We start from the raw sequence: 14,685 nt of genomic DNA, 5'->3' as shown, positions 1-14,685 counted from the left end.
GTTTCCTGATTCACCCAAGAAGGTCCGACTCTCACGGGTCGGGCCTTCTGTATTTTCCGGAGCCCGCATGTCCGCCCCCACCTTCCGCCTGCGCTTCCTCCCCCTCGTCGCCGCCCTGGGCTGCGCCGGTTGTGCCACGTCCTCCACCTCCACGGCCCCCACGCCTCCGGCCATCGCCTCCACCGCCGCGTCCACACCGGCCGCCCCGGTGTCGAAGGAGGCCCTGGCCGCGCTCAAGCAGGAGCTGGTGAAGCAGCACGGCGAGTCCCAGCGCGCGCGCATCGAGCGTGGCGTGGACCAGGTGGCCGCGCTGTGGCGGCCGGAGGACGGGGACCTGGCGGCCTTCGCGCGCGAGCAGTTCCTGCCCACGGGCCCGCGGCTGGACGCGACGTTCACGCGCCTTGAAGGCCTGTTCGAGCAGTTCGACGGGCACATGAACGAGCTGGGGCGCGAGCTCCAGTGGTTCACGGACCTGGACCTGGGGCCGCTGTTGCCGGTGGAGCCGCTGCTCGCGGCGTATGACCCGTCCTCCAACGTCACGTCGGACCTGTTCCAGGCGAAGCCCGGCTTCGCCGTGCTGCTCAACTTCCCGCTCACCACCCTGGCCGAGCGCGTGAAGGAGGGGCCCACCTGGACGCGCCGGCAGTGGGCGGAGGCGAAGCTGGCGTCGCGCTTCAACCGGCGCGTGCCCGCGGCGGTGGAGCAGAAGGTGTCGCAGGCCATCGCGGACGCGAACCTCTACATCGCCGAGTACAACATCTGGATGCACCACCTGGTGGACGCGAAGGGCCAGCGCCTGTTCCCCCAGGGCCTGCGGCTCATCAGCCACTGGAACCTGCGCGACGAACTGAAGGGCGACTACACGGACCCGAAGGGCCTGGCGAAGCAGCGGACCATCGTCCAGGTGATGGAGCGCATCGTCACCCAGACGATCCCCACCGCCGTCATCGACAACCCGCGCGTGGACTGGGATCCCTTCACCAACAAGGTCACCGTCGCGCCGCCGGAGTCGGTGGAGGCGAACGCGCCCCAGCGGGCCGCGAAGGCGGACACCGCGCCGGAGCCGGACACGCGCTACGCGCGGCTGCTGGCCACGTTCCAGGCCTCTCGTAAGGTGGATCCCTACTCGCCGGTGGCGCCCACGCGCATCGCTCGCGCCTTCGAGCTGGACCGAGGCCTGCCGGAGGAGCGCGTGCGCGCGCTGCTCACGCAGCTTTTGGAGTCCCCGCTGGTGCCGCGCGTGGCGAAGCTGATCCAGACGCGCCTGGGCCGCCCGCTGGAGCCGCAGGACCTCTGGTATCCTGGCTTCCGTCCGGGCTCCAAGGTGCCGGAGGCGCAGCTGGACGCGATGACGCGCCAGCGCTACCCCACGGCGGATGCCTTCGCGCGCGACATCCCGCGCATCCTCCAGGGCCTGGGCTTCACGCGGGAGAAGGCGGCCGTGCTCGCGTCGCACATCCGCGTGGACGCGTCGCGCGGCGCGGGCCATGCCCAGCAGGCGCTGCGCCGGGGGGACTTCCCCCGCCTGCGCACGCGCGTGGAGAAGGGGGGCATGGACTACAAGGGCTACAACATCGCGGTGCACGAGCTGGGGCACAACGTGGAGCAGGTCTTCAGCCTGTACCAGGTGGACCACACGCTCCTGTCCGGCGTCCCCAACAACGCCTTCACGGAGGCCCTGGCCTTCGTCTTCCAGGCGCGTGACCTGGAGCTGCTGGGCCTGGGCAAGCCGGACGCGGCCAGCGAGCGCGAGCGCGTGCTCAACGACTTCTGGCAGGCGTGGGAGATCGCCGGCGTGGCGCTGGTGGACATGGCCACGTGGCACTGGATGTACGAACACCCGGACGCCACGCCCGCCCAGCTGCGCGACGCCGTGGCCCAGGTGTCCCGCGACGTGTGGAACCGCTACTACGCGCCGGTGCTGGGCCGGAAGGACAGCCCGCTGCTGGGCATCTACAGCCACATGATCAGCTACCCGCTCTACCTGCCGGACTACCCGCTGGGGCACCTCATCGCGTTCCAGATTGAAGAGCACCTGAAGCAGCACGGCCCGCTGGGCGCGGAGTTCGAGCGCATGGCCACCTTCGGCTCCGTCACCCCGGATGAATGGATGCGGCACGCCACCGGCGCCCCCGTCAGCGCGGAGGCTTTGTTGCGGGCCACCGAAGCCTCACTGTGATATCCGGCCATTCCCCATTTCGCTTATCTGGAGGATTGACCGTGAATTTCATCTCTCGTGTGCTGGTGCTCGGCTCCCTGTCGACCGTGGTGGGCTGTGCGACGACGAAGGGCGGCGCGAAGCCCTCGGACACGACGACGCCTCCGCCCGCGACCGCGTCGCTGGTGGACAACTGTGACGACACGCAGAAGGCCATCTCCAAGGAGGCGGACGGGATGGCCGCCCCCTACGGGATTGATCAGCACATCGACAAGAACTTCCCGGACCGCAAGGTGTCGTGGCTGATGACGGACAGCGCGTACCAGAAGTTCGTGGTGCAGACGGGCGCGAAGAACTTCGGCCGCTGCAACGACGTGGCCTGCTACCTGTTCGCGGCGCCGTCCGGCACCATCCAGGGCGCGGTGGAGAAGGCGAAGACGGCGGACGGCAAGCATGACCCCGCGATGCTGGGCCAGGCGCTGGGCCTGCCGGCGGCGAACTTCGAGGGTCCGCTGCGGATGATGACGCTGGACCTGGCGGCGCAGAAGGTCTGCACGCGCCTGCCGGTGGACGCGGATCCGGGCGTGTGGAAGTGCACCACGCCTGACGAGAAGGACTGCTTCAAGTTCGGCGGCTACACGTCCGGCGGCGTGCCGGAGGTCATGGTCATCAACGCGCCGGTGGCGGACACGCAGGTGGCGGAGATCCCGTGAGCGACGAGGAGGTGCTCCTCCAGAGTCCGCTCCTGTACCGCGTGCTGCGCGAGAAGGGCGGAGCGCTGTCCATCGAGGTCGTGGTGGGAGGCATCGTCCAGTTCGAGGTGCGCGTGCGCCTGAACGCGGAGGAGACCGGGTCCTTCCACCGGGAGGGCCGCGCCTTCGCGGACCGGCTGGCCCAGGCCATCCTGGCCGACCCGCCCTTCGGCGGCCGGTCCGTGCGGCCATCGTAGGGCCGTGACGCCTTCGCGGGGGCCCGCCGCATGCGGGCCCCCGTGGAAGCGGACTACGGCGTGACGGCGGTGTTGCCGGGGATGTCCACCAGCTCCACCTCGAAGGTGAGCACGGCGTTGGGCGGGATGCGCGAGCCCGTGGGCGGACGCTCGCCGTAGGCGGTGCTCCCGGGGCAGGTGAGCTTCGCCTTGCCGCCGACCTTCATCTTCTGCACGCCCTGGGTCCAGCAGGGGATGACGCCGTTGAGCGGGAACTCCACCGCCATGCCGCGCTTGTAGGAGCTGTCGAACTCCGTGCCGTCCACCAGCGTGCCCTGGTAGTGCACCTTCACGGTGTCGATGGCGCGGGGGGACTTGCCGGTGCCGGCCTTGAGCTCCCGGTAGATGACGCCGGAAGGCAGCCGCGTGGCGCCGGGCTCCTTGGAGGCGCGGTCCAGCGTGGCGACGTTGACCTTGGCCATGCGCTCCTTGGCGAGCGCTTGAATCTTCGGGCCGTACTCCTTCGGATCCACCGCGGGCGCGGTGCCGCTGAGCGAGTCCTGGAGGCCGCGCTGGAGCAGCTGCACCTCTTCCAGGGTGAGCGCGAGCGCCGTCACGCTTTGGCCCAGCGAGATGCCGACCGAATAGATGGCCTTCTGCTCATCCGTCTTGAGCTCCAGGGGCGCCTGGGCAGGGGCGGCCTTCGCGGGGGCCTCCGGCGCGGCGGCCGGCTTGGAGGGCTTCGTCGGGGCCTGGGCCAGGGCCAGACCCGGAGCACCGAGCATCAGGACCAGGGCCGCCTTCCACTGCATACGCATGCTTCCGCCTTTCACGAGAATGGGGGGACTATAGGGCCGCTCATGCGCTGCCGGTCATCCTTCGCGTTCGCGGTGCTGCTGGGAACCCTCGCCACCCTGGCCTGTGGCGGGCCGACCGTGCCGGAGGACGACACGGTGTGCGGCCTGTCCTTCACGGACACGGGCAACGTGCGCGTCTTCGTGGTGGGGCACGCCTTCACGCTGGACGACGCGGCCTCGCTGGAGCACTTCGACGCGTCCTTCCGCGAGGACGTGGTGCGCATCGCGCCGTGCCTGTCCGCGACGCGGCCGAATCTCCTGCTGTTCCCGGAGGACGCGGGGCTCCTCGCCTGGTTCACCGGGCGCCGCGCGATGCTGGCGCGGGGGGCGGGCGACACGGAGCTGGCGTTCAACGCGATGTACTCGGGGTGGTTCCGAGCGGCGGACGAATACCGGCGGCGCTTCCCGGGCATCTCCGCGGCCCGGTCGCTGACGCTCGCGCTGGGGGACCCGGCGTGGCGGGCCATGGAGCGCACGTTCGGCGGCATCGCGAAGCGCTACGGCGTGTGGGTGATGACGTCCGCGAACGTGCCGTACGTGGATGCGCGCCGCGACTCGGACTCGGTGGACCTGTTCCGCGACGTGGACGCGGACGGGGACGAGCCCGCGTACGTGGCCACCGGGCCGGAGTGCTTCAACGCGGCGCTGCTGTACGCGCCGGACGGGACGCTCGCGGGCCGGAGCGACAAGGTCTACCTCACGGAGACGGAGGAGGAGGACCTGGACCTGAGCCCCGCGTCGCTGGAGCGGCTAGGGACGTTCACGCTGCCGTTCGGAAAGGTGGGCGCGGCCATCTCGCGCGATGCGTTCTATGCGCCGTTCCTGCAGCGGCTGGAGGACGTGGGCACGGAGCTGGTGACGCAGCCGGAGGCCTGGAGCGGCTGGACCATCGAGGACTCGCAGGGCGGCTGGTTGCCGGACACCATCCTTTCGTCGGGGTGGAGCCACACGCAGAAGTACCGGGGCTTCCGGTACAGCGCGGCGCCGATGCTGAGCGGAAACCTCTTCGACCTCGTGTTCGACGGTCAGGTCTGGGTGACGCGCAAGGGCACGCCGGATCAGGAGCCGCGTGCCTTCGTGGGCAGCCGGCCATTGACGGGCTGGGTGGACGTGGGGCCGTGGACGTTCGCGGATCCAGCGGAGTCGGACGCGTCGCTGTCCCTGGAGGCACGGCAGGCTCGGCTGCGCGAAGCAGGCGATGCGCTGGCGCCGGGTTCAGGGGACAAGCGCGAAGGAAAGTATGCGCGAAGCGTCATCGCGGCGGACCTGTCGCTCGCGGGGGAGGGGCCCGGGCCGAAGCTGACGGTGACGCCCGCGGGTGAAGGGCTGCCGTCGCAGGAGGTGGCTCCCGTGGACGTGGGCGCGCAGACGAATCCCGAGGGTGCGTACGACGCCGCGGGACGGCTCTACGTGGTCTTCAGCGATGCGCGGGAGGGAAGGCCCCAGGTGTACGTCGCGACCAGTGATGACGATGGTCGCACGTTCACGCCCGCGCATCCGGTGTCACCGGGCCCGGGCAGGCAGCTGCGTCCGGCGATCGCCGCCGGGCCCTCGGGCAGCGTGGTCGTCGCGTGGCAGGAGGCGCGTGAAGGGGAGAGGGAAGTGCTGTGGACGGCGGCCTCCACGGACGGCGCCGTGAGCTTCGGCACGGCCTCACGGGTAGAGGCGACGAGCGCGTCCCAGTGGGAGGCGGCGCTCGCATGGCAGCCAGGGACCGCGCGCGTGGCACTGGCCTGGACGGACTTCCGTGAAGGGCTCGCGCCCAAGGTGCGTCTTGCCCGCTCGGAGGACGGTGGCCGCACGTGGACCGCGTCAACGCGCGTGGATTCGGGCAACACCGTGACCGACCGGCACGAAGGTTCGCAGCTTCAACCCTCGGTGACGTGGACCGCGGAAGGCTGGGCGGTGGCGTGGATCGACTACCGCGAGCGGGACTGGGAGGTGTACGCGGCGGTGTCGGCAGGGGAGGGGTTCCCGGCCGCGACGCAGGTGTCACCGCCCTGCGAAGCGGAAACCCTGGCGAGCGATCCCCGCCTCACCTCCGCGCCGGATGGAAGCGCGGTGCTCGTCTGGGACGACCTTCGCGAACGGCGCGGCCACCACGACGTGCGCGGTGCGCGGCGGGTGCAGGGCGGCTGGGAGCCACTGCCGCTCGTGGCCGGAGGCGCGGACACCGGTGCCTTCCTCAGCCGCTTCCGTCCCTCCGCGGCCTGGGTTCACGGAGAATGGCGCGTCGTGTTCCAGGACCTGTCACCGGGCAAGAGCGGGCTCGGCGCCGCGCGCATGTCACCGGTCTCCAGCACGGCCATCGTCGAAGCGGCGCGGCTCGATGACACGGGCGCATCCCCCAACCAGCTCACGCGGCCCCGTGTGGTCGCGCGTCCGGATGGCAGCGCGGGCGTCGTGCTCTTCGAGGACGACCGGGAGGGCTTCAGCCGCGTGCGAGTGACAGCGCCGCTGTGATGCGCGCCCTCACGGACCGCCGAAGCGATAGCTGCCTCCCAGCACCAATCCCAACGCCCCGTGGCCTCCCGGCGTGAGCCATTCCGCGCCCGCGACCGACGCGTCGTAGTCAGGCCCATACCAGCCCAGCTCGAGCTGGAGCGCGAAGCGACCGAAGGGCACCCGTGTCCCGGCGGCCAGGGACCACAGCACGTCCGACTCCACCACGTCGTACAGCGCGGATCCGGAGACGTACGTGAGGAAGCGCTCGCGCAGGAGCCAGCTCGCCGCGGCCGTCGCTTCGCCGTGGAAGAGCGCTCCCGTGTCCAGGTCGCTGAACACGTAGCCCCGCCCCGTGAGCGCCACCGCTGGCCTCGCGCCGTCCTGCTCCAGCGCGAGCCACGTCGTCCCTACATCCATCCCCGCGACACCCAGGAGCAGCGGCGTGAGGTGCGCATGGGCGCTCACGTCCCACCGGTCGTTCAACCCGTAGCTCGCGCCCAATGTGGACAGGGGCAGGGGAACGGGCGTGCCCTCCAGCCGGACGGCCGGTCCTCCCACGCCCGCCTCCAGCGCGAGCGAGCCCGCGGGCACCGGCCGCACGTGCGCCGGCAGTCCGCAGGCACAGGCCAACGCGAAGAATCCAGCGAGCGGAAAAACACGGCGCATGCAGGCCAGCCTAGCGCGCTTGAAGGGCGCCGTTTTCTTGCGCGCATGACGTCTGAACGTAGTGTGCCTTCAGGTCGCTGCACCCCCGCAGCAGCCTGTTGCAGCAGCCGGAGGTCATGAGCCAATGAGCGAGAAGCGGAAGGCCAATCGGGCGCCCCTGGACATCTACCTCAACAAGTACATGGGCGGCGTGCCGTACATGACCCGCGCCGCGGACATCAGCCAGGAAGGCGTCAGCCTCTCGCGCCTCATCGAGCCCCAGCACGACGCGCGCCGCGTGGGCCTCCAGTTCCAGCTCCCCGGCTCCGAGGAGATCATCTACGCCGAGGGTGAAGTCGTACGCGAGTGGAAGGAACTGGGCCGCAAGGAGCAGTCCGGCGTGCGCTTCACGCTGCTCACCGAGCGGCACCGCAAGATGATCGACGCCTACGTGGACCGCCACAGCAACGGCAACTGACGCGGAGCATTACCCTCCAGGTGTGCCACCGCGATTGCGCGGTGCCACCGGCGGTTCGCGGTAGCAGCACCGAGGTCGTCTGGCGGATCCGTGCGTCTCCCGGGTCGCCTTGACTTCGCGCGAAGTGACCCCGTTGAATGACCGGAGAGGTTCCCTGTGCGCTCGCCGACCTTTCGCGGCGACAACGGGAGGAGTGCTCCGTGACGCGTTCGCTGTGGGGATTGTTGCTGGTCGTGCCGCTGACGGCGCTGGGCCAGGGCAAGGACGCGAAGGCCGCCGCACCCGCCGCTGAAGCCGTGCGCGGCGTGGGCGCTCCGGGCATCAACTGGGAGGGCCAGGTCCTGCGCGCCACGGGCGCCGGGGCCCCGGACTTCAAGGCCGCCAACCCCGGGCAGGCCCGGCTGGGCGCCGAGCGCGCCGCGAAGCTGGACGCGTTCCGCAACCTGCTGGAGCAGGCCAAGGGCATCCACGTCAGCGCGGGCCGCACCGTGGGCGACGAGCTGGCGCGCGACGAGGTGAAGGGCCGCGTCGAAGGCGCCCTCCGCGGCTACAAGGTCGTGGCCACGCGCTACTTCTCCGACAGCGGCGTGGAGATGGACGTGGAGGTGCCGCTCGCGGTGCTCACCGCGGCGCTGACGTCCGCGCAGGAGCCGGCCATCGTGCTCAACGATGGCGCCGCGAAGTACACGGGCCTCGTGGTGGACGCGCGCGGACTGGGCGTGACGCCGGTGCTCGCGCCCCGGCTGGTGGACGCGTCGGGCAAGGCGCTCTACGGCGCGACGGTCCTCACGGAAGAGGCGCGCGGCACGGCGGGCGTCGCGGCCTGGTTCGACAGCCTGGACGCCGCGAGGAAGGCCGCGCGCGTGGGCGACAAGCCGCTGGTGGTGAAGGCCGCGCAGCTTCAAGGCTCGGACCTGGTGCTGAGCGCGGAAGGCGCCCGCGCGCTCACCGAGGCGAACACGCGCTTCCTGGCCGAGGGCCGGGTCGCCATCGTCACGCAGTAGCGCCCATGGCTCGCGTGCGGAACAACGCGGTGCTCGCGGTGGCGGTCATGCTGATGGGCGGCTGCGCGGCGAAGCAGGAGCAGCCCGCTTCGGTCGCCCGCGCGGAATCGCTGATGGCGTCCAGCTCGGCCAAGCGCGGCGACCTGGTGCTCCGGTGCGAACCCTCGGACGCCCAGGTGCTGCTGGATGGCGTGGAGCAGGGGACGTGCACCGACTTCGCCGGCGTGTCCCGGAGCCTGCGGCTGGCCGACTCGGGCTTCCACCAGGTGGAGGTCAAGAAGCGCGGGTTCTACCCGTACACGACCTACTACGAGCCCGGGAAGGCGCGGGTGACGTTGAAGGTCAAGCTCCGGCCCCTGGCCCCCGAAGGCGGCAGCGCGTCTCCCTGAGGGAACCGCGTCACGGCTGGCGCCCTGGACCACGAGGTGGCAGGCGACGCCCCGGGCCCATTCATGGACCGCAATCAGGGGCCGAAGACGCCGTAGGATGGGCGGGGACAGGAGGCGGTCATCGGACGTCGCAAGAGAGGCAGTGAGCGCGCGGTGAAGGTTCCCCAGCCCGCCGAGCCCCCGGAAGTCTCCCCGGTGCTGCACGTCGTGCACCCGGAGCCCGTGCCCCCGGCCGGTGACCCCTCGGCCCTGGATGAGGCGGAGGCCCGCCGGGTCGACTTCGTCTGGTCCGGCGTGATGGTGGGCTCACTGGCGCTGGTGTTCGCGCTCCTGTCCGTGTTCGGCGGGGTGGCGGTGCCGGTGCTGCTGGCCCTGACGGGCGCGTACGCGTTCAACCCGCTCGTCACCCTGCTGGAGAAGCGCGGCGTGGACCGCACCTGGGGCACGTCCATCCTCTTCTTCGCGGGCACGCTGCTGATGGTGGGCGCGGGCCTGTACCTGGTGCCGGTGTTCCGCGACGAGGCGGCGAAGCTGCCCGGCTTCTTCCAGCGCGCCAGCACCCAGGTGGTGCCGCAGGTGGAGTCGCTCTTGGGCGTGTCGCTGCCGGACCTGGTGAGCCAGCGCACCGCGGAGCTGGGAGAGAAGGCCTCCGAGCTGCTCCAGAGCGCGGGCCCCACGGCGGCGCGGCTCGTCGCGAGCTTCGCTGGCAACACCGCGCGCTTCGCGGCCACGCTGCTGGGCCTGTCGGTGGTGCCGGTGCTGGCGTTCTTCTTCCTCCAGGACTACCCGCGCCTCATGGGCCGCATCCAGGACCTGCTGCCGCGCCGCTCCGTGGCGCTGGTGAGCCAGCGCTTCCGCGAGGTGGACGAGGTGCTGTCCGCCTTCGTGCAGGGCCAGCTCACCGTGGGCGCCATCCTGTCGGTGCTCTACGCGGTGGGGCTGTCCGTGGCGCGCATCGACCTGGCCATCGCCATTGGCCTCATCGCGGGCTTCGGCAACATGGTGCCCTACCTGGGCACGGGCATCGGCGTGGTGCTGGCGCTGCTGGGCGTGCTCCTGTCGTGGCAGGGGCCGTGGCAGCTGGCCGTGGTGGCCGCGACCTTCATCATCGGGCAACTGGCCGAGGGCTTCGTCATCACCCCGCGCGTCGTAGGGGAGAAGGTGGGCCTGGCCCCCGTGGCGGTCATCATCGCCGTGCTCGCCTTCGGTGAGCTGTTCGGGTTCGTGGGCATCCTCCTCGCGGTCCCGGCCAGCGCCATCCTCAAGGTCGTCCTGAGCGTCGTCCTCCAGCGCTACCGCCGCACGGAGCTCTACAAGGGGAGCGCACGCGCGCCGTGACGAAGCTGGAGAAGCTGCACCAGGAGATCATCGCCTGCAGGGCCTGCCCCCGGCTGGTGGCCTGGCGCGAGGAGGTGGCCCGCGTGAAGCGGCGCGCCTACCGCGACTGGGACTACTGGGGGAAGCCCGTCCCCGGCTTTGGAGACCCCAGGGCCCGGCTGATCATCGTGGGTCTGGCGCCCGCCGCGCACGGGGCCAACCGGACGGGGCGGATGTTCACCGGGGACCGCTCCGGCGACTTCCTCTTCGCGGGCCTGCACCGGGCGGGCTTCGCGAACCAGGCCCGGAGCGAGCGCCGGGACGACGGGCTGAAGCTGACGGACGCCTTCATCGTCGCCGCCGGCCGGTGCGCGCCGCCGGACAACAAGCCCCTGCCGGAGGAGATCGCCCGCTGCGCCCCGTTCCTGGACCGGGAGATGGCGCTGTTGCCCGGCCGGGTGCTGCTCGCCCTGGGGGCCATCGGGTGGAACGCCGCGCTGGCCTCGGTGGCCCGGACGGGTGGGGCCCTCCCCACGCCCCGGCCCGCCTTCGGCCACGGCGCCGAGTTCCGGCTGCCGGACGGCCTGTGGCTCGTGGGCAGCTACCACGTCAGCCAGCAGAACACCCAGACGGGGAGGCTCACCCCCGCCATGTTCGACGCGGTGTTGAAACGCGTCCGCGCGTTGTTGGAGACGTGAACGTGGGGAAGATCAGGCCCCGCGCTCATGTTCCTTGACAGGTGCGGGAGCCCGCTGTTATTCCCCGCGCCCATCCGCACGACGGGTCGTTAGCTCAGCGGTAGAGCACTACCTTGACACGGTAGGGGTCAGTGGTTCGATCCCACTACGACCCATCATCAGTAAGTGATCCATCTCGCGGGCGGCCGGCTTTCTCAAAAGCCTGCCGCCCGCGGTTTTTTCCAGCGCAGGGGTTTATCCGCCATGTCCGAATCCATCACGGTGACGCTCCCCGACGGCAGCCAGAAGCAGACCGCCCGGGGCACGACCATCGCGGACTTCGTGAAGGGGAGCATCGGCGTGGGGCTCGCGAAGGCGGCCCTGTTCGCCCGGGTCAACGGCCAGGACATGGACCTGGCCCGCACGCTCGACGAGGACGCGAAGCTGCAGATCTTCACGTCCAAGAGCCCGGAAGGCCTGGACCTCATCCGCCACGACGCCGCGCACGTGGTGGCCAGCGCCGTGCAGAAGCTGTTCCCCGGCACGCAGGTGACCATCGGTCCCGCGACGGAAGAAGGATTCTACTACGACTTCTTCCGCGAGAAGCCCTTCACGCCGGAGGAGCTGGAGAAGATCGAAGCGGCCGCCAACGCGGAGCTCAAGCAGGACATGCCGTTCGTCCGCACCGAGATCTCCATGGAGGACGCCATCAAGCTCTTCGAGGAGAAGGGCGAGAAGTTCAAGGTGGAGATCGTCAAGGACATCGCCGCCAAGGGCGCCAAGACGCTGACGCTCTACACCCACGGCGACTGGGTGGACTTCTGCCTGGGGCCCCACGCGCCCAGCACCGGGAAGATCGGCGTCATCAAGATCCTCTCCTCCAGCGGCGCGTACTGGCGCGGTGACCACCGCAACCCGATGCTCCAGCGCGTCTACGGCACGGCCTTCTTCGACAAGAAGGCCCTGGACGCGTACCTCACGCGCATTGAAGAGGCGCGCAAGCGCGACCACCGCAAGCTGGGCAAGGAGCTGGACCTCTTCCACTTCCACCCGTACTCGCCGGGCGCGGCCTTCTGGACGCCCAAGGGCACCGCGCTCTACCAGACGCTGTCCAACTGGATGCGCGCGCTGACGGCCGGTGACGGCTACGTGGAGATCAAGACGCCCCTGATGTTCAACAAGGGCCTCTGGGAGACGAGCGGCCACTGGGGCAAGTACAAGGAGAACATGTTCCTGGTGCTCGACAGCGAGTCCGGCGAGCACGACTTCTCCCTCAAGCCGATGAACTGCCCGTCGCACCACCTGTACTTCGGCTTCAAGAAGCACAGCTACCGCGACCTGCCCCTGCGCCTGCACACCCAGGACGTGCTCCACCGCAACGAGGCCGCGGGCTCCCTGGGCGGCCTCACCCGCGTGCGCCAGTTCGCGCAGGACGACGCGCACATCTACTGCATGGAGAGCCAGATCACCGACGAGGTGCGGCGCTTCGTGCAGCTCCTGGACCGCGTCTACAAGGCGGTGGGCCTCACCTACGCGGTGAAGCTGTCCACGCGCCCCGAGCAGCGCCTGGGCGACGACTCGCTCTGGGACCGCGCGGAGGGCGGTCTCAAGGCGGCGCTGGAGTCGCTGGGGCTCCCGTACGAGCTGGCTCCCGGTGACGGCGCCTTCTACGGCCCGAAGATCGACTTCGCCGTGTCCGACAGCATCGGCCGCAAGTGGCAACTGGGCACCATGCAGCTGGACTACCTGGCCCCGGAGCGCTTCGACCTCACCTACGTGGGCGAGGACAACGCCGAGCACCGCCCGGTCGTCCTCCACCGCGCCATCTTCGGCTCCTTCGAGCGCTTCACCGCCATCCTCATCGAGCACTTCGCCGGCGCCTTCCCGGCCTGGCTGGCCCCGGTGCAGGCCACCCTCGTCACCGTGGCGGACCGTCAGCTGGACTACGCCCGCAAGGTGCGTGACGACTTGCGCGCCAAGGGCTTCCGGGTGGAACTGGACGAGCGTGGCATGACGCTCAACGCGAAGATCCGCGAGGCCCAGATGCAGAAGGTGCCGTTCACCCTGGTGGTGGGCGACAACGAGGTGGAGTCCGGCGCCGTGGCCCCCCGCCGCTACGGCGGCGAGGACCTGAAGACCATGAAGTACGCCGACTTCGAGGCCCTCCTGACCAAGGAAGCCACGCTGCCCTGAGCCGCAGTGCGGGGAGACTTGACTCCCCGTCCGGGCTGGACTACGTGCGCGACTTCCGGGGATTGAGGCACGCCCTCATCCCCCGAGCCGTCGGAGGGTCCTCCCATCGTCCGCGATCAGAGAACCAATCGCCGTATCCGAGCCCGGGAGGTCCGCGTCGTCGGACCGAACGCCGAGCAGCTCGGAGTCATGTCCCTCGAAGCAGCGCTGACGCGCGCCCAGGCGGACGGTCTCGACCTCGTCGAGATCTCCCCCATGGCGAAGCCGCCGGTCTGCAAGATCATGGACTACGGCAAGTTCAAGTACGAGGAGAAGAAGAAGGCCTCGGAAACGAAGAAGAAGCAGGTCGTGGTCCACCTGAAAGAGGTGAAGCTCCGCCCCAAGACGGAGGAGCACGACTACGAGTTCAAGGTCCGCAACACCCGCCGGTTCCTGGAGGAGGGGAACAAGGCGAAGATCACCATCCAGTTCCGGGGTCGTGAAATCACCCACAAGGAGCTGGGGAGCGCCATCCTGGATGACGTGGTGAAGGACCTGAAGGAAATCGCGGTGGTGGAACAGAACCCCCGGATGGAAGGGCGCCAGATGTTCATGATCCTGGCCCCCAACCCGAAGGTGGCCCAGCGCGCCCGGGAGCTTGCCCGCCAGCAGGTGGAAGCGGCCGGGAAGAAGCAGGAAGGCAGGCCGGCGGTCGCCGCCGCGGTCGTTTCCGCGACGGCTGTAGGAAATCCTACCCCCGTCGTCTCAAAAGAGTGATAGAGGCTTCCGCCCAAAGCGTCCGGGGACCGTGCGCCCCGGTCCGCCGTCAGTCACGAAGACTGCCGGCCGACAGGAAGCAGAAGGAAGGTTTGGGATCATGCCCAAGTTGAAGACCCGCAGCGCCGCGAAGAAGCGCTTCCACGTGAAGAAGAGCGGCCAGGTGAAGTTCGGCAAGGCGTTCAGCAAGCACCTGTTCACCTTCTCCAAGACGCCCAAGCAGAAGCGCGGCAACCGTGGCACGGGCCACCTGCGCGACATGGACGCCAAGAAGGTCATCAAGGAGCTGTTCCCCTACGGCGCCTGAGTCGTCCTCGGGTTTGAACCAACCGTGAGTCCTGGCGGAGCGGCGTGAAGCCAGCGCCCCGGGGCCACCTTCCAGAAGTCAGGAGTGTGTCATGCGCGTCAAAAAGGGATTCAAGGCTCGTCGTCGTCGTAATCGCATTCTCAAGCTTGCGAAGGGCTTCCGCGGCCGTCGCAAGAACTGCTACCGCCGTGCGAACCAGGCCGTCGAGCGCGCCCTGGACTACGCCACCCGCGACCGCGCGGTGCGCAAGCGTAACTTCCGCTCGCTGTGGATCGTCCGCATCAACGCGGCCGCCCGCACCGTGGGCCTGTCCTACTCGAAGCTGATCGCCGGCCTGGCGAAGGCGAAGATCGGCCTGGACCGCAAGGTCCTGTCCGACCTGGCCATCGCGGACCCCGCGGGCTTTGCCGCCATCGCCAACATCGCGAAGGCAGCCTGAGACACGGCCGGCGGTGACGCCGGCCCCCGAAGCTGAAACGGGCTGCCTCCACCAGGGGGCGGCCCTTTTTTTTGCCCGGCGCTTGAGGCGTC

General features: G+C 69.8%; 15 protein-coding genes and 1 tRNA gene. 14 read left to right on the top strand and 2 right to left on the bottom strand.

Features of this window, described 5'->3' with window-relative positions; all coding sequences use genetic code 11:
• Window positions 1-67: 67 nt before the first annotated feature.
• From JYK02_RS10140 to JYK02_RS10130, 3 genes are read left to right on the top strand one after another with little or no spacing between them, the layout of a single operon-like run.
• The gene (locus JYK02_RS10140) at window positions 68-2,179 is read left to right on the top strand and encodes a hypothetical protein (protein ID WP_207050701.1); all 2,112 of its coding nucleotides are present in this window, start codon (window positions 68-70) and stop codon (window positions 2,177-2,179) included.
• A gap of 41 nt (window positions 2,180-2,220) precedes the next feature.
• Complete coding sequence (locus JYK02_RS10135) at window positions 2,221-2,871, top strand: hypothetical protein (protein ID WP_207050700.1); 651 nt, start codon at window positions 2,221-2,223, stop codon at window positions 2,869-2,871.
• Window positions 2,868-3,107 (top strand): hypothetical protein, encoded by a 240-nt coding sequence (locus tag JYK02_RS10130; RefSeq protein WP_207050699.1) that lies wholly within the window; start codon window positions 2,868-2,870, stop codon window positions 3,105-3,107. Before JYK02_RS10135 ends, JYK02_RS10130 begins: the two co-directional genes overlap by 4 nt.
• Window positions 3,108-3,160: 53 nt before the next feature.
• On the opposite strand, the gene JYK02_RS10125 is transcribed toward JYK02_RS10130, so the two are convergent.
• Entirely contained in the window at window positions 3,161-3,904 is a 744-nt protein-coding gene (locus JYK02_RS10125; RefSeq protein WP_207050698.1) for an FKBP-type peptidyl-prolyl cis-trans isomerase, read from the bottom strand.
• Window positions 3,905-3,946: 42 nt separating this feature from the next.
• On the opposite strand from JYK02_RS10125, the gene JYK02_RS10120 reads away from it, so the two are divergent.
• Window positions 3,947-6,406, top strand: a complete 2,460-nt coding sequence (locus JYK02_RS10120) for a hypothetical protein (RefSeq protein WP_207050697.1) — start codon at window positions 3,947-3,949, stop codon at window positions 6,404-6,406.
• Window positions 6,407-6,415: 9 nt separating this feature from the next.
• Here JYK02_RS10120 and JYK02_RS10115 read toward each other — a convergent pair whose 3' ends face one another.
• Window positions 6,416-7,054 (bottom strand): hypothetical protein, encoded by a 639-nt coding sequence (locus JYK02_RS10115; protein ID WP_207050696.1) that lies wholly within the window; start codon window positions 7,052-7,054, stop codon window positions 6,416-6,418.
• A 124-nt stretch (window positions 7,055-7,178) separates the two neighbouring features.
• Here JYK02_RS10115 and JYK02_RS10110 point away from each other — a divergent pair, with 124 nt between their 5' ends.
• The 10 genes from JYK02_RS10110 (at window position 7,179) to rplT (ending at window position 14,593) form a co-directional block, all read left to right on the top strand.
• On the top strand, window positions 7,179-7,511 hold the full coding sequence (locus JYK02_RS10110; protein WP_120547027.1) for a PilZ domain-containing protein: 333 nt from the start codon (window positions 7,179-7,181) through the stop codon (window positions 7,509-7,511).
• 200 nt (window positions 7,512-7,711) lie between these two features.
• The gene (locus tag JYK02_RS10105) at window positions 7,712-8,515 is read left to right on the top strand and encodes a hypothetical protein (protein WP_207050695.1); all 804 of its coding nucleotides are present in this window, start codon (window positions 7,712-7,714) and stop codon (window positions 8,513-8,515) included.
• A 5-nt stretch (window positions 8,516-8,520) separates the two neighbouring features.
• Window positions 8,521-8,904, top strand: coding sequence for a hypothetical protein (locus JYK02_RS10100; RefSeq protein ID WP_242588628.1), 384 nt, complete (start codon window positions 8,521-8,523; stop codon window positions 8,902-8,904).
• Window positions 8,905-9,057: 153 nt separating this feature from the next.
• Window positions 9,058-10,242: an AI-2E family transporter gene (locus JYK02_RS10095; RefSeq protein ID WP_207050694.1), complete on the top strand. Its 1,185-nt coding sequence runs from the start codon at window positions 9,058-9,060 to the stop codon at window positions 10,240-10,242.
• Entirely contained in the window at window positions 10,239-10,919 is a 681-nt protein-coding gene (locus tag JYK02_RS10090; protein ID WP_207050693.1) for a uracil-DNA glycosylase family protein, read from the top strand. The genes JYK02_RS10095 and JYK02_RS10090 overlap by 4 nt, the downstream gene beginning before the upstream one ends.
• A gap of 83 nt (window positions 10,920-11,002) precedes the next feature.
• Window positions 11,003-11,074 (top strand) — tRNA-Val (locus JYK02_RS10085).
• Between the two features lie 88 nt (window positions 11,075-11,162).
• Window positions 11,163-13,091 carry a threonine--tRNA ligase gene (gene thrS / locus JYK02_RS10080; protein ID WP_207050692.1) on the top strand — a complete coding sequence of 643 codons (1,929 nt, stop codon included), beginning with the start codon at window positions 11,163-11,165 and terminating at the stop codon, window positions 13,089-13,091.
• Between the two features lie 105 nt (window positions 13,092-13,196).
• A complete protein-coding gene (infC, locus tag JYK02_RS10075) occupies window positions 13,197-13,847 on the top strand; it encodes a translation initiation factor IF-3 (RefSeq protein ID WP_207051090.1) in 651 nt (216 codons plus the stop codon).
• Between the two features lie 100 nt (window positions 13,848-13,947).
• Window positions 13,948-14,154 (top strand): 50S ribosomal protein L35, encoded by a 207-nt coding sequence (gene rpmI, locus JYK02_RS10070; protein ID WP_014397248.1) that lies wholly within the window; start codon window positions 13,948-13,950, stop codon window positions 14,152-14,154.
• A gap of 91 nt (window positions 14,155-14,245) precedes the next feature.
• The gene (gene rplT / locus JYK02_RS10065) at window positions 14,246-14,593 is read left to right on the top strand and encodes a 50S ribosomal protein L20 (RefSeq protein WP_207050691.1); all 348 of its coding nucleotides are present in this window, start codon (window positions 14,246-14,248) and stop codon (window positions 14,591-14,593) included.
• Window positions 14,594-14,685: the final 92 nt, after the last annotated feature.

Origin of the sequence: Corallococcus macrosporus (assembly GCF_017302985.1) — a bacterium.
In the GTDB taxonomy this organism is placed as follows: domain Bacteria; phylum Myxococcota; class Myxococcia; order Myxococcales; family Myxococcaceae; genus Corallococcus; species Corallococcus macrosporus_A.
This window is presented reverse-complemented; position numbering and strand designations above follow the sequence as displayed.